Here is an 18624-nt window from a genome sequence, read left to right on the forward strand (position 1 = left end):
GGCACGGCGGCGCGACAGAGGCCAAAGCGTGGCGAGCAGCAGCCAGGCGATGGGGCGGCTGTTGTAGAATGCTCGCCTTCATTGCCATGGGAGCTGCGCCTTGCGCGAAATCGTCCTGATCAATATCACCGGGGAAGATCGCCCCGGGTTGACTGCGGCCATCACCGGCGTGCTTGCCCAAGGGGGCGTGAACATCCTAGACATAGGTCAGGCGGTAATCCACGACACCCTGTCGTTTGGCATCCTGGTGGAAATACCGAATACCACAGGGGCCTCGTCGGTGCTCAAGGATGTGCTGTTCATGGGCTACAAGCATGATCAGCAGGTGCGCTTCACCCCCGTTGCCGAAGAAGACTATCAGCAATGGGTCAGCGGTCAGGGCAAGCCCCGGCACATCGTCACGCTCCTGACCCGCAAGGTCACCGCCGAGCAGCTGCAGCGCGTCAGTTCGATCACGGCCAAGTACGGGCTCAACATCGACCACATCGACAGGCTCTCCGGGCGCCAGCCGCTGGACATGCCCGAGGAGTTGGGCAAGGGGTGCATCGAATTCTCGGTACGCGGCGAGCCGGCCGATACTGCCGCGCTGCGCGCCGAGTTTCTTAGTGTGGCGCAGGAGCTGAACGTCGACATCGCCTTCCAGCGCGACTCGGTGTTTCGCCGCAATCGAAGACTCGCCGTGTTCGACATGGACTCGACGCTGATCGAAGCGGAAGTCATCGACGAACTGGCCAAGGCGGCGGGTGTGGGCGACCAGGTTTCGGAAATCACCGAACGTGCCATGCGTGGCGAGCTGGATTTTAGGGCCAGCTTCAAGGAGCGCCTGGCGTTGCTCGAAGGCTTGCAGGAAAGCGTGCTTGCCGAGGTCGGGGCCCGCCTGCGACTGACCGAAGGCGCCGAGGTGCTGTTCGCCGAGCTGAAGCGCCTGGGCTACAAGACGGCGATCCTGTCGGGTGGATTTACCTATTTTGCCCGGCAGCTGCAGGCGCGGCTGGGTATCGATTATGTCTATGCCAACGAGCTGGAGATCGTCGATGGCAAGCTGACCGGAGTCGCGCAGGAGCCCATCGTCGATGCGCAGCGCAAGGCGGATCTGCTGCGGGAGCTGGCCGACAGGGAGGGCCTGCGCCTGGAGCAGACCATTGCTGTCGGCGACGGCGCCAATGATCTGCCCATGCTCGGCCTGGCCGGGTTGGGTGTCGCGTTTCGCGCCAAGCCCCTGGTCAAACAGTCGGCCAAACAGGCGATTTCCACGCTGGGGCTGGACGGGATCCTCTACCTGCTCGGGTTCCGTGATCGCGAAGGATCGGACTAAATGCAGCTTGAAGCTTGAAGCTTGAAGCTTGAAGCTTGAAGCTGTTGAGCTGTTGAGCTGTTGAGCTGTTGAGCTGTTGAGCTGTTGAGCTGTTGAGCTGTTGAGCTGTTGAGCTGTAGGCATGTTTACCGAACGCCGGCTTTTTCAGAGGCCGGCTTGACTCCAGGCTAACAGCCCGCAGGCTTTTCCAGCTTCCAGCTTCCAGCTTCCAGCTTCCAGCTTCCAGCTACTCTTCATCCGACGAAAAGTTGTAATCCATCGACTGGCTTGGGCCCTGCAGATACTGTCCCTGGATATAACCGACGCCGGCCTGCCATAGCGTGGCGAGGACCGTCGCGCTGTCGACAAAGGGCACGACTGTCTGTTTGGCCTGTTCATGCAGGTCGGCCAGCAGCTGTTTCAGGGTGTCCTGATTCTCCTGTCGGCTCAGGTCCTGGGTATAGGAACCGTCGATCTTGACGAAGTCTGCGCTCAGATGCTTGAGCGTATTGAACGGATTGAGGATGCAGCCGAACTGGCTCAGCGCGCAGCGGCAACCCAGCCCGGCGAGCCCCTGGGTCAGGGCCTTGGCCTGCTTCAGGTAGGCGACGGCGTCGCTCTCGTCGAGCTGGAAGACCAGCGAGTCGGGCGGCAGCCGCGACGCCTTGAGTGCGACGCCGAGCCAGGCCAGCAGCGATGGGTCCTGGATGCTGGCGCTCGAGAGGTGGACAAAAAGCCGTGTGCTATGTCCCTTGCTGCGGTGTTCGGCCAGAAGCTTGATCGAGTTGAGCAGGACCCAGCGGTCGATCTTGGTGGCCAGCCCGGCTTCTTTCGCCGCGCCGAGAAATTCCCCGGGAGGCACTTCGAGGCCTTGTGGGTCGAGCAGGCGCAGCAGCGCCTCGTAGTGCTCATGGCTGTCGCCGCGAAGACTGATGATGGGCTGGAACAGCAGGCGGAAACTGTTCTTCTCGAGCGCCTGCTGGAGCATGGCGACAATGCTGCCGCGGTTGGCGGCAGCGGCAAGTTCGCCGGCCGGGCTGTGAATGCTCAGGGCATTGCCATCGGGGAGTTCCTCAGCGCAGCGGTGTGCGCGGTCAATGACGTCGCGGGCCTTGGCCGTCTTTTCATCGAGTGCAGCGACGCCGATGCTCAGGCTGGTTTGTACGGTGCGACCGCCAATGTCGAACAGGTGGCCTTCAACCTTTCGCAGCAGTTCGGTCAACGGCCGCTCGCATTGGCCGGGCGCCGCGCCAGGCAACAGTACGGCGAAGGCGTCGTCACCGAAACGAGCCAGCTGTGCCGTTTCAGGAAACTGCCCACGGAGCAGCTGCGCCAGTTCCGCCAGCAGGCGGTCCGAGTCGCCGAGGCCGATTTCCGCTTGCACACTGGCAAAGCGGTCCACGCGGATGTAGGCGAGGCTCGCTTCCTGGCCGGCGTTGACGGCGCGCTCGACCGCAGCGTCGAGCAGTTCGAGAAAGTGGTTGCGGTTGTGCAGGCCGGTCACCAGATCCTGGCTGCTGATCTCCCGCAGTTTTTCCAGTTCGGCGTTGTCATTCTCGGCGCGAATCACCACCTGTATGCAGGGCTCGCCATCGTAGCTGGCCGGTGAAAAATGCATGCTCGCCCTGAAGGTGCCGCCATCGGCGCGTACGCCGCCGCAAACCAGCTCGGCGCTGCCCTGCAGGCTCTGGTAGTTCCTCAGGAAGCCCTTGAAGTCACCCTGATCACAGGAGGCGATCAGGTCGATCATGGGCATCCCTTCCAGCTCGTCGACATCCTCATAGCCAAACAGCTCCAGGTAGGAGCGGTTGGCGTAGATGTGCATGCCGTCGTGGACATAGGCGATGGCGTCGACCGAGCTTTCCAGCAGCAGCTGGCAGCGCTTTTCGGCTTCGCGCAATGCCACTTCGGCGGAACGGCGGGCGCGGCGCTCTTCCAGGTTGGCCAGCTCGCGATTGGCCACCAGGATCAGCCATTCGTCCTCGCCCTGGGGGAGCGCACCCTGTGCACCCAGCGCGAGCGCTTCGGTGATGGCGTCGGCATCGTTGCCGTCGATCAGCTGAATGACCGGAATGTCCTTGGCTTGCTTACGGATGGCGCCGATCGCTTCGCTCGGGTCGAGATTTTCGCTGGCCGGTGCGCTGATCAACAGGTCCCAGGTCTGCTGAAGGGCATCGGCCAGGTCTTCGCTGGAGGTGAGCCGGTGGACGCGTGTCGCCTGGCCGGCATTGCGAAACAGGCTGACCAGGCGCTCGGCTTCATTCTGCGAGTCTTCGAGGATCAGCAGGCGGATGGTCTTTTTTTGCGGGGCCATGGCAGCAGCTTTGGGGCGCCGGAGAGGGGCGCGGAGGGCTAGATAACGGTGAGCCGCAATCTACAGCGACTTCCAGAGTGAGTCAAAGTCTTCACTCCCGGGAGCCGTCTGGCTCGCCCTGCCTGTGATCGGTGTCTCCTGTGCGGTGGGTGCCAGCCCCACCAGCTGGTATTCGAACTGGTTGAAGCTGCTGGTGCCAGTCTTGCGGCGGCAGAGGAGGGCGCGGTGTTCGTCACCGTTCTGGTTGATCTGCACCTTTTGCCCTTCCTGGAACGGCAGGCGCGGCACGATCAGTGTCGCCGGCCGCGAGATCACGCTTATTTCCGGCAGCAGCAGGGCACGCAGGTATTCGCTGCCCTGATCCACCTTGCGCAACAGGCGCAGGCCGCATGGCTGTGCGTATGGAGCGATAAGCTCCACGCCCATCTGCGTACCGCCGCCGCGTACCTGGCGCACCCAGCGCACGACCGCGACGCTCCAGTTATGGCTGGTGCCGTCCTGAAGGCCGAGCAGTTCGCCGGCCTGGAGCTGGTTGGGTACCTCGTCCGGCCATGACAGGCAGAAGCCCCCAGGGCTGTGGTTCACCAATTGCACATCGAAGGTGGGAAAAGGGTTTCTTTCCTCCGCCGGCTCGTCTGCTTTCCCGGTGTCCTTGGCACTCACGAACTCTATCTTTTCACTGGGTAACAGGCCGTCATCGTCGGTCACCGATAGCGCGTCGAACGCCGTCGCCCAGACGTCCGGCGTGGCGTTGTTCAGCTTGAAAACCGCTGAGCGGGTAGGCTCAGGGCGCTTCAGCAAATCGCTGAACAGGCGTTGTCCGGACAGGTAATAGTGCAGCGCGCTCATGCCGATGCACAGGCTGACCTGACCCTGCGCCGCCGTGCGCTGGAAGCTGCGCTCGGACACATCGCCCCAGGCCGTCGCAACGTGCTGCAGCAGGTCGGTGCTCAAGCCATCCGGCAGGGCCAGTGCAGGGTCGCGCGGGGCTTCAGGGCTGGCGTTCAGGTGCTTCTGAATGGCCTGCACCAGGCCGCGCGGATCGATGCCCAGCAGGCTTGGCAGCTCCTCGGTCTTGAACATGGAACGATAGCGGGGCGGACCGTCGACTCGCGTGGAGATCCCGAACAGGCTGGACGCGTGCTGCGCCGACTGCAGGCGTACCAGCGTGCTCCAGGGCTCCAGGACGTGCGCCAGCTGAGCAATGTTCTGCTGGCGCATCTGGTTGCAGCGGGCGCAGCCCAGCATCAGTGCGACGACATAGCTCTGTTCGGCACTCACCGCTTTGACGTGGTAGGCCAGCTCGTCACGTACCTGAGTACGCTGAACATCGTGTTCGATGGCGATGAGATACAGCTGGTGCAGCTCCAGCCACAAACCGTCGGGCGTCGGGCTGTACAGCTGTGTCGAGCGGGTGAGGATGGCGCAGAGACTGTGAATGGCGCGCTGCAGCGATATGGTCAGCAGCTGCAGCCTGTCCCGACCGCTTTGCGGCGCAAGCTCGATGATGATCAGCTTGTAGCCGATGGCCAGGTGATTCTGCAGCGCCTGGCACAGGCTGGCGACCTTGCGTGGCTTTTCGCTGAGTACGATGGGCTGGTTGATGAAATAGCGTTCGAGCTGGCGGCAGACGAAGTGGATCTCAGGCCGCAACACCTCGAGCAACTGCAGGCGGTTCTGCGCCGGGGTGCGCAGCTGGTTGAGTTCCTGCATCGCCTGGTACAGCCGGCGCGCGGTTTCACCGAGGTTCGCCTTGGGCAGGCCCGATACCCAGCGCTTGAGGTCGCGGACGCTGGGCTCGCAAAAGGACAACCCCTGGCAATCCGGCGTCGGGACGCGCAACAGCAGTGGTTGACCTTGATTTTCCAAACTACGCACTCCGCTACATGTTCCCTGGCGCTTTGCCTTCCAAAAATCTAGCAGTGTTTATGGTCGACTGCTGTCCGGATAATGGCGTTTTGCGATTGGGTGTGGCCATCATAACGAACATGATGGCGTTGGCCAGTGCTAGCCGACCGTTGGCGCCGGACCTGCAAGTGGCGGATCGATGTCGGTTCCTGCCGCTGGCGTGGCCAGCCTGGCCTGACCCAGGCCCTCACCCATGCGCACCGGCGTCAGCGCGGCGAGGTGTTCGGCCCAGCTGACCTGGTCAGGGCCAAACAGGAGGATGACCGTCGAGCCCAGCTTGAAACGGCCCATCTCGGCACCTTTTTCGAGATGGATCGGCGCGCGGGCCGCCTCGTCATAGCGTTGTGTCCTGAGGGTGCGTTTGGGTGGCGTCACCAGCCCGGCCCAGACGGTTTCGATACTGGCGACGATCATCGCGCCCACCAGCACCATCGCCATCGGCCCGCGCTCGGTATCGAACAGGCAAACCACCCGCTCGTTGCGCGCAAAGAGTTCGGGGACGCCTTCGGCGGTAACCGTATTCACCGAAAAGATGCGGCCAGGTACGTAGACCATCTCGCGCAGCGTTCCGGAGAGCGGCATGTGCACCCGGTGGTAATCCTTTGGAGACAGGTACACCGTCGCGAAGTCTCCCCCCATGAACGGCGCGGCGCGTTCATGGTCGCCTCCCAGCAGTTCCATAACGCTGTAGCTGTGGCCCTTGGCCTGGAAGATCCGCCCTTGCTCGATCCTGCCGAGCTGACTGATGGCGCCGTCACAGGGGTTCAGGATTGCGCCCGGGGTCTGGTCGAGCGGACGAGCTCCATCCTTCAAGGCACGGGTAAAGAAGGCGTTGAAGTGCTCGAACGCGGTCGGCTCTTCGATCTGAGCTTCATGCATCGGTACACCGAAATGCCGAATGAACGCCTTGATGAAGGTGTTCTTCACCCACGGCAGGCGGCACTCGGCGAGGCAGCCAGCCAGACGGGAAATGAGGTGGTGTGGCAGCAGATACTGGCTGAGTACGAACAACTGATCTTTCATGGTTGACCTTTTCATTGCTGGATCGGCGTGTCGGGCAGGTTGCCCCATTCACCCCAGGAACCGGGATAAGCCTTCACGCGGGGATAGCCCAGAGCCTTGGCCAGCAGGTAGGTAAAGCCGGAGCGGTGATGCGTCTGGCAGTGGGTGATGATTTCCTTGTCGGGGCTGATCCCCAGTCCAAGCAGACGCTCGGCGATGTCTTCGCGGATGCGCAGTGCTCGCGCCGGGTCCATGCCTGACGTCCATTCGAAATTGATTGCCCCGGGGATATGCCCGCCGCGTGCCGCCAGGACCTTCTGGCCACGGTATTCCTCCGGCGAGCGGGCATCCCAGACAGCCAGATCGGCCGCACCCAGACGGCTCTGCAGGTACTCGCGGGTAGCACTCGGCGAATCATGCAGGTGCAGCGTCAGTGGCCGCTCGGAGGGGGAGGGTACATCGGTCGACAGCGGGCGCTGCTCATCCAGCCAGGCGTGCAGCCCGCCATTGAGATAGTGGTAATGCGTGTGACCGATCACATCCAGCAACCAGATGAAACGGCCTGCCCAGCCACCGCCCTCATCGTCATAGACCACGTAGACCGCATCGGGACGATGCCCCAGGGCACTGAACAGCGCCTCCAGCTGCGCTTTGCCGGGTAGCTGTCCCGGTGCCGGCGGCAGGCCGCACTGGGTCTGTTTGGGGTCCACGAAGCGGGCGCCGGGCAGATGGCCCTCGGCGTAGCGGGCAGCGCTGGTCAGGTCGACAAGGATCAGTTCGGGTGCATCGAGGCGTGTGGCCAGGTCGGCCGGCTCGATCACCAGGGGCAGATTGGAGAAGGCGGACACGGCAAGCCTCTGTCGGTGGTGAAAGAGCGGAGTCTAGCGAAAAAGCTCAACGCCCGCGCTTGCTGAACGCAGCCAGCGCCCGCTCGATGCACTGAGCGGTCTTGTTGAAGGCCTGCAGGCCGACATCGCTGAATGGCATGTTCTGCTGGTCAGCCACCACCAGCATCACCACCCGGCCTTCATGTGCGATGGAGCGCAGCAGCACATGATCGCCTGGAAACAGGGCCTTGAGTCCGCCCGGCAGCTGCGCGGAGAACTGCGCCGCATTGTCCGGGGTCAGCCTCAACAAGCCGGGCCTGTCCAGCAGTCGACGCAAGACCTGGCTCTGGTCCGGCACGAGGGTGAGCCTCGCTGCTTCCCCGCTCAAGCCTTGGGCCTGCTGACCGACCAGGCGATTCTGCCGGCGGTCCACCAGCATCAGCAGAACGCGATGCATGCCGGTGCTGGCCACCGCCTTGCAGGCAGCGGCGGTGAGCTGCATGACGTTGCCGTAGGGTGTGCGTTCGCTGAGCAGCTCTCGGCAGAGATCCCGCCATTCGCTCAAGGCTTCAGCCGTGGGAGGCTTGGCCAGCCTGGCGGTCTGGAATCGGCTGTTCCAGGGCCACAACAGGCCCTGTGCAGGATGCCAGAGATCGGTTCGCCCAATCGACTGGGCGCTGGTGACGGCTTGCTGATGCACCATCTGCTGCAACTCGGCCAGGGGCACCTGCAGATAGAGCCCGGCGAGGCGCTGCCAGCGCAGGCTGTGAATGCCGCTCCAGCTGTGATGGGAGGACAGCGCCAGGCCGTTGGCAAGAACGATGGTATTGCTTGGCAGGGTCAGCCAGCGGCGCAGGTCCGGATTGGCGTCCAGCATCTGCTGCTGGTGCAGCGGATGTTCATTGTCGCGGGCGATATGCAGCGCCTTGATCAGCATGCGCCGGTTTTCGCTGAGCAGGCGATAGCCCTGGGGAATCCAGCCGGGCAGTGCCCAATGCTCGGTCAGGGCCACGCAGAGTTCCAGCAGCGATACGCCCAGCAGCGATTGCTCGACCTGACGGGCCGGTTCCCCGTTGACCAGTACGCGCTGTTCCCAGGCCTCGAGCAGCTCTGGATAGGCTGCAATCAGTGTCCAGACCGGGGAGAGAAACAGCAGGCTGCTCCAGTGGATCTCCTGCCAGAGCCGGGCGAGGCGAGCGGCGAACAGGCCGTTGGCCTGCTGGCTGGCGTGTCGGCTGATCAGCACCATCTGCCTGAGCGGTGCGGGTATGTCCCCCGTCTGCGCTGCGGGAATGCGCTGAAACAGGGCTTCGGCACGCTTGAGGCCGATGCGGCTGAGAGCCACTTCCAGGCTTTCTGCCGGCTTGTTGGCGGCGGCTGCGTCCCGGTTGGCTTCGCGAATGACGTTGAGTGCCAGTACCGGGCTTTCCTGGATCAGCTCGGCAATCTGCCGCATCGACTTGCTGCTGTCGCGCAAGGCGCGCTGCACGCGGCCGTAGGGCTCGGCGAAAGCGGGCAGCGCTACGGCGTCCAGAACCTTGATCCAGGCAGGAAGCGTACGGGGGAGCGGGGTCGTGGTCATGATGTCGCCGAACTAGCATTTCATCGGGATGGCCTTTAGTCTGGCGCAAAAGTTCCGATAACCAGAACAATTCTTTTCATCTGGCCTTTTCACCTGACCCCGCTCGAGCCCGTGCACCCTTGTACGGCCCGTTTCAGGTGCCTCGAAATCAGGTTTTAGACGTACCTACCTATGGCAAAGATAATCGGCATCATCGTGGTAATCGCCAGCGTGCTCGGCGGGTTCATCCTTTCCGGTGGCAAGGTCGGCGCGCTCATCCACCCCTTCGAAGTCATGATCATCGGTGGTGCTGCCCTGGGCGGGTTCCTGCAGGCGAACCCCGGCAGCACGACCAAGATCGTGTTCAAGAAGTCGCTGCAGATGTTCAGCTCGCGGTTCACCCACAAGTACTACCTGGAAGTGCTGGGGATGCTCTACGAGATCCTCAACAAGAGCCGTCGCGAAGGCATGATGGCGATCGAGGCCGACCTCGAGGACCCCAAGGCCAGCCCGATCTTCAGCAAGTATCCGGCCGTGCTCAAGGACGAGCGGATGACCGCTTTTGTCTGTGACTACCTGCGCATCATGTCGTCCGGCAACATGGCTCCGCACGAGCTGGAGGGACTGTTCGACATGGAGTTGAACGGGCTGAAGGAGGAACTCGACCACCCCTCCCATGCCGTGGCCAAGATTGCCGATGGCCTGCCCGCGATGGGTATCGTGGCGGCGGTGCTGGGCATCGTGATCACCATGTCGATCCTGGCATCGGCTACTAACGCCGAGATCGGGGAAAAGGTTGCCACGGCACTGGTGGGTACCTTTCTCGGCATTCTCGCTTCCTATGGTTTCTTCGGGCCCCTGTCCGGGGCGCTCGAGCATGACGCCAAGGAAGAGCTGAACCTCTATGAAAGCATCAAGGCGACCCTGGTCGCGTCTGCGTCCGGCATGCCGCCGACGCTGGCCGTGGAGTTCGGTCGGAAGGTGCTCTTCCCGGCGCACCGCCCGAGCTTTGCCGAGCTTGAACAAGCCATGCGTGGCAGCTAAGCGCGACCATGGATAATACCCAACCAATCATCGTCAAGCGCGTCAAGAAAGTCGCTGCCGGTCATCATGGTGGCGCCTGGAAAATCGCCTTTGCCGACTTCGCAACGGCCATGATGGCGTTCTTCCTGGTGATGTGGCTGATGTCGTCGGCCACCCCCGAACAGAAGCGGGCCATCTCCGGCTACTTTCAGGACCCCATCGGCTTTACTGAAAGTGCCAGCCCCTACGTGATCGACCTGGGCGGTACACCGACCCCGGCACCGGATCGCACGCTCAACGACGTGGTCGATCCAGCGCAGCAGCAGACCCAGGCGAAGCCTGAAGCCGAACAGGTCGAGACGTTCTCCGAGCAGGCGGAAACCTTCGCCGAGCAGCTGGACCGAGAGCGGCTCGATCTGTTGCTGCAGGAACTGCAGAACAAGGTTGATGAAAACCCGGAGCTGACGCGCTTCAAGGATCAGATCCTGTTCGAGATCACCCAGGACGGCCTGCGTATCCAGATCATGGACGCGGCCAACCGGCCGATGTTCGCCCTGGGTAGCGCACAGTTGCAGCCCTATTTCGAGGACATCCTGCTGGCCATGGCCGATACCATCCGCGCGGTGCCCAACAAGATCAGCATCAGCGGCCACACCGATGCCAAACCCTATTCGGGACGGGGCGAGTTCGGCAACTGGGAGCTGTCGGCCGGGCGTGCCAACGCCGCTCGTCGCGCGCTGGTCGCCGGCGGCTATCCTGAGGAGCAGCTTGCCCGCGTCGTCGGCTATGCCTCGTCAGCGTTGTTTGACCGGGAAGATCCGCTGAACCCGGTCAACCGCCGTATCGACATCCTCGTCCTGACCAAGCGGGCGCAACGCGATATCGAAGGCGAGCAGTCAGGTGCCGCCAATGAGCCCGCCGAGGCGGGAGGTTCCGGCGTGGCGCCACCTGCCGGGGCCGCCGCTGCTCCTGGTTCGGGCGATCCGCTCCAGCCTGCGCAATTGCGCGAGCGGCTGAACATCTTTGAAGACGGTGTGCTCGAATTCGACCAGCCTGGTGGCAACTGAGCCGCGCGGGTCCTGACGGCCGGCCTGCTAGTAGTCGGCCTCTGGCAGGCTGCTGATGATGTGGCGATAGCTGTTCATGCGCTGTGGCTGGATTTCTCCCTGCTCCAGGGCTTTGAGCAGCGCACAGCCTGGCTCGCGGTCGTGCTTGCAGTCGCGGAAGCGACAGTGGCCCAGCAGTTCCTGAAACTCGATGAACCCGGCTTCGACGTCGGCGCGGCTGACGTGGCCGAGGCCGAACTCGCGGATACCGGGCGAATCGATCAGTTCGCCGCCGCCGGGGAAGTGAAACAGGCGCGCCGTGGTGGTGGTGTGGGTGCCCTTGCCGGTCATTTCTGACAGCGCACCGACGCGGGTATCGACGCCGGGCAACAGGCTGTTTACCAGCGATGACTTGCCTACGCCGGACTGGCCGACGAATACGCTGACGTGACCGTCGAGGCGGGCCTTCAGGTCATCCATGCCGGCGCCGCCGTGCGCCGAGACTTCCATCAGCGGGTACCCCAGCTGGCGATAGACGGAGAGCAGCGCGTTGAGCGCAGGCTCGTTCTGCGCATCGATCAGATCCGCCTTGTTCAGCAGCAGAAGCGGCGTGATCCCGGCATGTTCGGCTGCGATCAGATAGCGGTCGATGAGGTTGGCGTGAGGCTCGGGGAGCGGCGCGAAGACGATCACGATCAGATCGACATTGGCCGCAACGGGTTTGAGCTGGCCGCGGGTGTCGGGGCGACAGAGTTCGGACTGGCGCGGCAGTTGCGCCACGATGACGCCGATCCCCTGGTTGCCTGGGCGCCAGACCACACGGTCGCCGGTAACCAGTGCCGGCAGGTTGGCGCGCAGGTGGCAACGAAAGACCTGACCGCTATGCTCGCCTTCCTGCGCCTCGACCTCGACCTGCACGCCGAAGTGGGCAATGACCAGGCCGGTCTGCTCGGGGCCGAGATCGCCGCCTTCGAGTTCTTCGACGGCCCGGGACTCTCGCCGCGCCGCGCGGGTGGCGCGCTCTTCCTGGATTTTCTCGATGCGCCAGCTTTGCCGGCGGTTGAGTTGGCGTTTGGCCATTTATGCGGTGCCCAGGTGTGAAAGAGGGCGAGTCTAGCACGCCGTCAGTCGCCCGCCGTGGGCCTGTTTACGGCCCCGGCGGGCGGGTAGACTCGGCAGTCCGAACCTGCGGCGATGAGTGTCCATGCCTGCTCTGTCTCTTGCTCGCTTTCCTGCCTTGCTGGCGCTGTTCTGTCAGGTGTTGGCGCTCCTGCTCAGCTGGCTGCTACTGCTCGGGCTGGCGCGGTTGCTGGGCTGGCATCTCGGCCTGCTGGGGGCAGCCTGTCTGCAGGGCGCACTCGCGGCGTTGATCGGGCAGCTCCTGGGGCTGTCCCGCTGGTGGCTTCCGATCAACCTCGGTTTCGTACCCGGTCTGGTGTTGCTGCAGAATCACGCCGTGCCGCCGTGGCTGCTACTGGTCGGCTTCCTGGTGCTGTTGATGCTGAACTGGAATGCACTGACCGAGCGGGTTCCGCTTTACCTCACCGGCTCGGCGGCTGAGCTGCGCCTGGTGGAGCGACTGGCGACGTTGCCCGGCCAGTTCCGCTTCGTCGATCTGGGCTGTGGGCTCGGCGGGACCCTGCTGCGGCTGTCGCGGGCCTATCCGCAAGCGCAATTCGTGGGTGTCGAAACTGCGCCTTTAACGTTCGTGCTGTGCTGGCTGCGCTGTCTGCCACGAGGCAATTGTCATGTGCGTTTGCGCAGCCTCTGGCGTGAGCCGCTCGGCGGTTATGACGTGGTCTACTGCTTCCTGTCACCCGCGCCCATGCCGCGGATCTGGGACAAGGCAGCAGCCGAGATGAAGCCTGATGCGTTACTTATCAGCAACAGCTTCGAGGTGCCTGGCGTCGAGGCGGGGGAAATCCTGCCGGTAGAGGACTGGCGCCGTTCGCAGCTCCTGATCTGGCGGCCCGGTTCGGCATCGGCACCTGACGGCAGGGGTGCGAGCGGCTAAACTGCGCGCCACCGCCAAGGAGTTCATCATGCAGAGCCCGCAGAACCTGATCTGGATCGACCTCGAGATGACCGGTCTTGATCCGGACAACGATGTCATCATCGAAATGGCCACGATTGTCACTGACAGCCAGCTCAACATTCTCGCCGAAGGGCCTGTGATCGCCATTCATCAGAGTGACGAGATTCTCGCCGGGATGGACGAGTGGAACACCCGCCAGCATGGCGGTTCAGGACTGACCCAGCGGGTGCGCGAGAGCCGGATTTCCACCGAAGAGGCCGAGGCGCAGACGCTGGCTTTTCTCGAGCAGTGGGTGCCAAAAGGCAAGTCGCCGATCTGCGGCAACAGCATCTGCCAGGACCGCCGGTTCCTCTACCGGCGCATGCCGGAGCTGGAACGTTATTTCCACTACCGCAACCTTGACGTTTCGACCCTGAAGGAACTGGCCGCGCGCTGGGCGCCGGAGGTACTGGCCGGCTTCAAGAAAGGCGGAACACACCTGGCGCTGGACGATATCCGTGAATCCATCGCCGAGCTGCGTCATTATCGTGAGCATTTCATAAAGGGGTGAAGGTGGAGGCTGACCTGAAGCCGGAAGCTAGAAGTTATAAGCCGGAAGCTAGAAGCTAGAAGCTAGAAGCTAGAAGCTAGAAGCTAGAAGCTAGAAGCTAGAAGCTGAGCAGGAAGGGATGAGTTTGCGGGCGTGTTGATGGCTTTTGAGTGAAGCGCGATCCCGCATGTCGCGCGCGTTCCGGTGGCGCAAGAGCGGAGCATCCTCCACTCAATGGTTCAGTGTCGTACCCTCCAGCCTCCAACCTCCAACCTCCAACCTCCAACCTTCAGTTCCAAACTATCGGCTTCCAGCTTCCAGCTTCCAGCTTCCGATCTACCTCCCCAGCCGCCTCAGTTCATCCGACTCGACCACCCGCGTTCCCTGGCCTTCCTCCAGCGCCAGGCGCCAGAGGGCGCGGGCAAGGATGCACGCAGATATTCCGCGGTATTTGCCAGGCAGGAGATGGGAGATCGGTGCGGTCAGGCGCTCCATGGGCCGTACCTGCATGCGTGGGCCGAGAAGCTGGGCAGGGCGGGCAATGGTCAGTTGTGGCCAGTCTTGCGCACGCAGCGCATCTTCCATCTGGCCTTTGACCTTGCAGTAGAAGATCGCGCTATCGGGGTTGGCGCCCAGCGAGCTGATCACCAGCAGATGCCGTGCGCCGAGTGCTCGGGCACGCTCGGCAAATGCCACCACCAGGTCATGATCGATGGCACGAAAGGCATCGGGGCTGCCGGCTTCCTTGAGTGTACTGCCCAGGCAGCAGAACGCCGTATCGGGCTGGCCCTGCAGTTGCGGCAGCAGGTCGAGAAGCGATCCCACCGGGTTTTCCAGTCGTGGGTGCGTGGCGAGTGGCTTGCGGCTGGGCGCCAGTACGCATTCCACGGTGGGTTCGTTGAGCAGCCGGTCGAGCAGGCGCTCGCCGGTGAGTCCGGTGGCGCCGGCAAGCAGAATACGCTGGGGCGTCAGATACATGGTTTGGCTTCCTGTGCGATCAGTCGGTCGAGGTGTGCTGCTGTTCGTTCAGCATTCGCCAGTGTTCGACGACCTGGTCCGGGGCCCAGATCTGCGGCTCTGATGGCTGATAGTGGTCGGCCAGCTCCCGTTCGGCAACCCTCGTCTGCGCCAGGGTGAAGGCTTGCACGATATCTCTGCTCTGCTGCAGCGCCTCGGCGAACAAGGCGCGGCCAAAGTAGGTGAAGTCATTTTCCTCGGAACAGCCGAACGAGACGCGATCGGCTCGAGCGGCGGTCATGACGAGCGTGTTCGGGCTCTTTAACGGCTCTATGAAACCGCCTGAATAACATGCGGAAATCACGACCACCTTGTTGCGTTCGGCGAGCGGCGCCATGATTCGGGCGAGTTCGCTGGCCGGTAGGTCTTCCAGTTCCAGTCTCGGCTGTGCCACGGCAAGTTGATGGTCCGCCGAGCCGTGACTGGTGAGGTAGATGAATATCAAATCTTCCGGACCGCTTCGCTCTGCAAGGGTCTGGATGGCGCGAGACAGATTCTCTCGAGTGGCCAGAGGTCGGTCAGCGATAAGGTCTCGGTGGTTGGCCAGGTTGATCTGGCCATGGGCGGCGAAGCGCTCGGCCAGGAGTGCATCGACGTAATCGACCTCGCGCAGGAACACGCTTTGCTGGCCATCGCCCGCGAAGGTCAGGCTATAGAGCTCAACGGCCGGGGTGGAGGCGGGGACTGCCTCGAGTGCCTGGTCGAGCAACCGGCCCTGGTTCAGCAGCCCCAGCTCCAGAGGATCGGTTATCGCCCTGCCTGCGCTGTCCCGGATCAGGCGGCCCGCGCGCCAGGTTCCCGCTTGCTCGGTGCCGTCGGCCAGTTGCAGTGTGCCGGCGCCATCGAAGCGGCCATCACGAAACCGACCCGTGTAGCGGCTGCCGTCGGCCTGTTGCAGGACGCCCTCGCCGTGATATCGCCAACCCTCGAAGTCGCCGCTATAGCGGCTGCCATCGGTACCGGCATACTCTCCCTGGCCGCTGAGTTCGCCCTGCTTGAAATGACCCTTCCACATCTGGCCAGCGGCATCTTCATAGCGGCCCTGTCCATGAAACAGATCATTTTCGAAGCCGCCAAGATAGTGTTCGCCGTTGTGGCCGCGAAACAGGCCCTGGCCAGTTAGCCGACCCTCGACAAAGGTTCCGCTGAGTTCGCCGCTCTCATCGGTGCGCATGCCCTGGCCGTGAGGCTGGCCGGCAAGGAATGCGCCTTCATGGATGACCCCGTCAGCGCTTTCGAGCCTGCCGGCGCCTTCATACAGGTCGTTTTTGAACTCGCCCTCATAACTCAGGCCAGGCTCGAGATAGCGACCCTTGCCGTTGAGCGCGCCGCGCTGGAAGCGTCCCTCGTAGACGCCGCCCGCTGCATAGCTGAAACGCCCCCGTCCGTCGAACAGTCCCTGTTTGAATTCGCCTTCGTAGCGATCACCGTTGGCGCCTCGCCAGATACCCTGACCGTGCCACTGACCGTCCTTGAATTCGCCGACGTAGTGGCTGCCGTTGGGGTAGTCGATGCGACCTTCGCCCTGCAGCCGGCCGTTGACGATCTCGCCGCGATAACGGCCGCCGTCCGGCAGCGTGGCATCGGCGGGTGTGAACGGCTCGCCCTCACCGCAGGCGGCGAGCAGGCAGGCAAATGAAAGGAGAGCAAACTGGCGCATGCGGCGTTCCAGACAACAGGATGCCTGCAGTATGCCGCAAACGCGCGGGCGGGCCACAACCCGCCCTATGGCCGTCAGAGAATGCAGAGCGCCAGGGTTTCGGCGACGTAGGCGGGCTTCTCGATACCCTCGATCTCCATAACGACGCGAGCCTTGAGCAGCCATTGGCCGGGGTTCTTCTCGTAGGCGTCCACGAGTGTCGCTGCCAGGCGCACCCGCGAGCCGACGCGTACCGGCTGGATGAAGCGCAGGCTGTCGAGCCCGTAGTTGACGCCCATTCTGGTGCCTTCTGGCGTGACCTGCAGGTCGCGCATCAGCATCGGTATCAACGACAGCGAGAGAAAGCCATGGGCAATGGTGCCGCCGAAGGGTGTCTGGGCGGCTTTCTCGGGATCGATATGGATGAACTGGTGATCGCCGGTACAGTCGGCAAACTGATCGACCCGCTGCTGGTCGACGGTGAACCATTCCGAGCGGCCAAGCTCCTTGCCAATGTAACTCTTGAGTTCCGCTACGGGCACCTGCGGCATACGTCCTCCGGAATTGTTGTTGTTCGAGTGCGGGTTCAGGCCGCTAGATCAGCACGGAGGTGACCATGACGCAACCAAGCATGGCCGCCGCGAATGGCGAGCCATATGTTTGGCTGAAGCCGGTGCGCGGGCTTCGCTCCGGCGGGATGCTTATAATCGCCGCTTCCATGTCTCGGAGGCTTCCATGCTGCTACGCGGGTTAACCTGGCTGGTGCTGTTTCAACTGCTTGGCACGGCGCTGAATGTGATGTTTCTGCCCGTCCTGCCGGGCCCGATCATAGGCCTGCTGTTGTTGTTCGTGGCATTGCTGGCGCGTGGTCAGGCGAGCGAGTCCCTGCAGGTTGCTGCCAGCAGTCTGCTGCGTTATCTGCCGTTGCTGCTGGTTCCGCCAGCGGTCGGTGTGATGGCTTATACCGGCGCGATCCTCGATGACTTCTGGGCCATTGTCGGAGTGCTGGCGCTGTCCCTGGTGCTTTCGCTGGTGTTTACCGGGTGGCTGATGCAGGCCCTGATCCGGCGTCAGCAGCGCAAGGCAGGACGGGCATGATGACCGTGCAATGGCAAGCCGCCTGGGAAGCGGTGATTCATCATCCGTTGTTTGGTGTGGCGATCACCCTTGCGGCGTTCCAGTTGGCCTTTGCGGCGTATGAAAAGACCCGCTGGGTGTTCTTGCAGCCAGTGCTGGTGTCGATGCTGCTGGTCATCGGCATCCTCTTGGCCTGCGGCCTCAGCTACGACGAATACCGTGTCAGCGCGCAAATGCTGACGGTGTTGCTCGGTCCGGCGACGGTCGCCCTGGCCGTGCCGCTTTACCTCAACCTGCGACGCATCCGCGAGCTGTTCGGCCCGATCATGCTCACATTGCTGATTGCCGGCATCGGTGCGACGGCACTCGGCATGGTGCTGGCCTGGGCGTTCGGCGCCGACCGCATGATCCTGATGACCCTGGCGCCGAAGTCGGTGACCTCGCCCATCGCCATGCTCGTGGCCGAGCAGATCGGGGGCATCGTGGCGCTCGCGGCGGTGTTCGTGATGATCACCGGTATCCTGGGTGCGATTTTCGGCCCGGAACTGTTGCGCCGGTTCGGTGTTCAGCATCCTGCTGCCCGTGGCATGGCGCTGGGGCTTACGTCGCACGCGGTAGGCACCGCACAGGCCTTGCAGGAAGGCGACGAATGTGGCGCGTTCGCCGCGCTGGCCATGAGCTTGATGGGCGTCATGACGGCCGTACTCCTGCCGCTTGTCGTGACGCTCCTGTTGTAAGGAATTGCTATGAAGCTGCCATTGTTTCCCCTCGATACCGTCCTGTTTCCCGGCTGCCAGCTGGACCTGCAGATATTCGAGGCGCGCTATCTGGACATGGTCAGTCGCTGCCTCAAGGCGGGGCATGGCTTCGGCGTGGTGCGCATCGTCGAGGGCAGCGAAGTCGGCGTGGCGCCTGGCGAATACGCAACGACCGGTTGCGAGGCGCTGATCCGTGACTGGCAGCAGCGGCCCAACGGGCTCTTGGGGATACGCGTGGAGGGTGGCCGGCGTTTCGATGTGGAGTCGGCCGAGGTGCAGCGTGATCAGCTCACGGTTGCCGAGGTCGCCTGGCGCAGTGAGGGGGAAGAATTGCCGCTGGGCGACGAGCACGCCGAACTGGCCATCCTGCTGGAAGCGTTGGGTCAGCATCCGATGGTGCAGACGCTGGGGATGACGGGTGTCGTGCACGGCCAGCGCTCATTGGCCAACCAACTGGCCTACCTGTTGCCGTTCCAGCCCGAGCAGAAGGTCGAGTTGCTGCAAATGGACGATCCCCGGCGGCAGCTTGAATGCATCCAGCTGTGGCTCGAAAGGTTGCAGGGCGACTCGCCGGAGTAGCCGGGGCGGTCTCAC

General features: G+C 63.2%; 17 protein-coding genes. 8 read left to right on the forward strand and 9 right to left on the reverse strand.

Annotation, left to right across the window (positions count from 1 at the left end; translation table 11 throughout):
- Window positions 1-100 precede the first annotated feature (100 nt).
- Window positions 101-1315 carry a phosphoserine phosphatase SerB gene (gene serB / locus AC4LFW_RS21495; RefSeq protein ID WP_491821975.1) on the forward strand — a complete coding sequence of 405 codons (1215 nt, stop codon included), beginning with the start codon at window positions 101-103 and terminating at the stop codon, window positions 1313-1315.
- A gap of 226 nt (window positions 1316-1541) precedes the next feature.
- Here the strand turns inward: serB and AC4LFW_RS21500 are convergent, their stop codons facing one another.
- The 5 genes from AC4LFW_RS21500 to AC4LFW_RS21520 form a co-directional block, all read right to left on the reverse strand.
- The gene (locus tag AC4LFW_RS21500; protein WP_491821977.1) at window positions 1542-3608 is read right to left on the reverse strand and encodes an EAL domain-containing protein; all 2067 of its coding nucleotides are present in this window, start codon (window positions 3606-3608) and stop codon (window positions 1542-1544) included.
- A 60-nt stretch (window positions 3609-3668) separates the two neighbouring features.
- The gene (locus AC4LFW_RS21505) at window positions 3669-5477 is read right to left on the reverse strand and encodes a cyclic-di-GMP receptor FimW-related protein (protein WP_491821979.1); all 1809 of its coding nucleotides are present in this window, start codon (window positions 5475-5477) and stop codon (window positions 3669-3671) included.
- Window positions 5478-5615: 138 nt separating this feature from the next.
- Window positions 5616-6539 (reverse strand): archaetidylserine decarboxylase, encoded by a 924-nt coding sequence (gene asd / locus AC4LFW_RS21510; protein ID WP_491821981.1) that lies wholly within the window; start codon window positions 6537-6539, stop codon window positions 5616-5618.
- A gap of 11 nt (window positions 6540-6550) precedes the next feature.
- On the reverse strand, window positions 6551-7366 hold the full coding sequence (locus AC4LFW_RS21515; protein ID WP_491821983.1) for a rhodanese-like domain-containing protein: 816 nt from the start codon (window positions 7364-7366) through the stop codon (window positions 6551-6553).
- Between the two features lie 46 nt (window positions 7367-7412).
- Window positions 7413-8927, reverse strand: coding sequence for an HDOD domain-containing protein (locus AC4LFW_RS21520; RefSeq protein ID WP_491821985.1), 1515 nt, complete (start codon window positions 8925-8927; stop codon window positions 7413-7415).
- 171 nt (window positions 8928-9098) lie between these two features.
- Here AC4LFW_RS21520 and motA point away from each other — a divergent pair, with 171 nt between their 5' ends.
- A complete protein-coding gene (motA, locus tag AC4LFW_RS21525; protein ID WP_491821987.1) occupies window positions 9099-9950 on the forward strand; it encodes a flagellar motor stator protein MotA in 852 nt (283 codons plus the stop codon).
- An 8-nt stretch (window positions 9951-9958) separates the two neighbouring features.
- Window positions 9959-10996 carry a flagellar motor protein MotB gene (motB, locus tag AC4LFW_RS21530; protein ID WP_491821989.1) on the forward strand — a complete coding sequence of 346 codons (1038 nt, stop codon included), beginning with the start codon at window positions 9959-9961 and terminating at the stop codon, window positions 10994-10996.
- Window positions 10997-11023: 27 nt separating this feature from the next.
- Here motB and rsgA read toward each other — a convergent pair whose 3' ends face one another.
- Entirely contained in the window at window positions 11024-12055 is a 1032-nt protein-coding gene (rsgA, locus tag AC4LFW_RS21535) for a small ribosomal subunit biogenesis GTPase RsgA (protein WP_491821991.1), read from the reverse strand.
- 124 nt (window positions 12056-12179) lie between these two features.
- Here rsgA and AC4LFW_RS21540 point away from each other — a divergent pair, with 124 nt between their 5' ends.
- On the forward strand, window positions 12180-12989 hold the full coding sequence (locus AC4LFW_RS21540) for a class I SAM-dependent methyltransferase (protein ID WP_491821993.1): 810 nt from the start codon (window positions 12180-12182) through the stop codon (window positions 12987-12989).
- A gap of 28 nt (window positions 12990-13017) precedes the next feature.
- Window positions 13018-13560: an oligoribonuclease gene (gene orn, locus AC4LFW_RS21545; RefSeq protein WP_491821995.1), complete on the forward strand. Its 543-nt coding sequence runs from the start codon at window positions 13018-13020 to the stop codon at window positions 13558-13560.
- A gap of 315 nt (window positions 13561-13875) precedes the next feature.
- Here the strand turns inward: orn and AC4LFW_RS21550 are convergent, their stop codons facing one another.
- The 3 genes from AC4LFW_RS21550 to AC4LFW_RS21560 form a co-directional block, all read right to left on the reverse strand.
- A complete protein-coding gene (locus tag AC4LFW_RS21550; RefSeq protein ID WP_491821997.1) occupies window positions 13876-14517 on the reverse strand; it encodes an NAD(P)H-binding protein in 642 nt (213 codons plus the stop codon).
- Between the two features lie 19 nt (window positions 14518-14536).
- Window positions 14537-16216 (reverse strand): C13 family peptidase, encoded by a 1680-nt coding sequence (locus AC4LFW_RS21555; RefSeq protein WP_491821999.1) that lies wholly within the window; start codon window positions 16214-16216, stop codon window positions 14537-14539.
- Between the two features lie 74 nt (window positions 16217-16290).
- Entirely contained in the window at window positions 16291-16746 is a 456-nt protein-coding gene (locus tag AC4LFW_RS21560; protein ID WP_491822001.1) for a MaoC family dehydratase, read from the reverse strand.
- Between the two features lie 184 nt (window positions 16747-16930).
- Here AC4LFW_RS21560 and AC4LFW_RS21565 point away from each other — a divergent pair, with 184 nt between their 5' ends.
- Genes AC4LFW_RS21565 through AC4LFW_RS21575 form a run of 3 tightly spaced genes read left to right on the forward strand, consistent with a single transcriptional unit; the run spans window position 16931 to window position 18609 of the window.
- Window positions 16931-17293, forward strand: coding sequence for a CidA/LrgA family protein (locus AC4LFW_RS21565; RefSeq protein ID WP_491822003.1), 363 nt, complete (start codon window positions 16931-16933; stop codon window positions 17291-17293).
- A complete protein-coding gene (locus AC4LFW_RS21570; RefSeq protein ID WP_491822005.1) occupies window positions 17293-18009 on the forward strand; it encodes an LrgB family protein in 717 nt (238 codons plus the stop codon). Before AC4LFW_RS21565 ends, AC4LFW_RS21570 begins: the two co-directional genes overlap by 1 nt.
- Before the next feature lie 9 nt (window positions 18010-18018).
- Window positions 18019-18609 carry an LON peptidase substrate-binding domain-containing protein gene (locus AC4LFW_RS21575; protein ID WP_491822007.1) on the forward strand — a complete coding sequence of 197 codons (591 nt, stop codon included), beginning with the start codon at window positions 18019-18021 and terminating at the stop codon, window positions 18607-18609.
- The last annotated feature ends 15 nt before the right edge of the window (window positions 18610-18624 follow it).

It is taken from the genome of Stutzerimonas sp. C6.4V (genome assembly GCF_058536345.1).

Excerpts from the sequence above, each read along its gene's own strand:
- AC4LFW_RS21500 (WP_491821977.1), bottom strand. The coding sequence starts at position 3,608 with ATGGCCCCGCAAAAAAAGACCATCCGCCTGCTGATCCTCGAAGACTCG.
- asd (WP_491821981.1), bottom strand. The coding sequence starts at position 6,539 with ATGAAAGATCAGTTGTTCGTACTCAGCCAGTATCTGCTGCCACACCAC.
- AC4LFW_RS21520 (WP_491821985.1), bottom strand. The coding sequence starts at position 8,927 with ATGACCACGACCCCGCTCCCCCGTACGCTTCCTGCCTGGATCAAGGTT.
- motA (WP_491821987.1), top strand. The coding sequence starts at position 9,099 with ATGGCAAAGATAATCGGCATCATCGTGGTAATCGCCAGCGTGCTCGGC.
- motB (WP_491821989.1), top strand. The coding sequence starts at position 9,959 with ATGGATAATACCCAACCAATCATCGTCAAGCGCGTCAAGAAAGTCGCT.
- rsgA (WP_491821991.1), bottom strand. The coding sequence starts at position 12,055 with ATGGCCAAACGCCAACTCAACCGCCGGCAAAGCTGGCGCATCGAGAAA.
- AC4LFW_RS21540 (WP_491821993.1), top strand. The coding sequence starts at position 12,180 with ATGCCTGCTCTGTCTCTTGCTCGCTTTCCTGCCTTGCTGGCGCTGTTC.
- orn (WP_491821995.1), top strand. The coding sequence starts at position 13,018 with ATGCAGAGCCCGCAGAACCTGATCTGGATCGACCTCGAGATGACCGGT.
- AC4LFW_RS21550 (WP_491821997.1), bottom strand. The coding sequence starts at position 14,517 with ATGTATCTGACGCCCCAGCGTATTCTGCTTGCCGGCGCCACCGGACTC.
- AC4LFW_RS21555 (WP_491821999.1), bottom strand. The coding sequence starts at position 16,216 with ATGCGCCAGTTTGCTCTCCTTTCATTTGCCTGCCTGCTCGCCGCCTGC.
- AC4LFW_RS21560 (WP_491822001.1), bottom strand. The coding sequence starts at position 16,746 with ATGCCGCAGGTGCCCGTAGCGGAACTCAAGAGTTACATTGGCAAGGAG.
- AC4LFW_RS21565 (WP_491822003.1), top strand. The coding sequence starts at position 16,931 with ATGCTGCTACGCGGGTTAACCTGGCTGGTGCTGTTTCAACTGCTTGGC.
- AC4LFW_RS21570 (WP_491822005.1), top strand. The coding sequence starts at position 17,293 with ATGACCGTGCAATGGCAAGCCGCCTGGGAAGCGGTGATTCATCATCCG.
- AC4LFW_RS21575 (WP_491822007.1), top strand. The coding sequence starts at position 18,019 with ATGAAGCTGCCATTGTTTCCCCTCGATACCGTCCTGTTTCCCGGCTGC.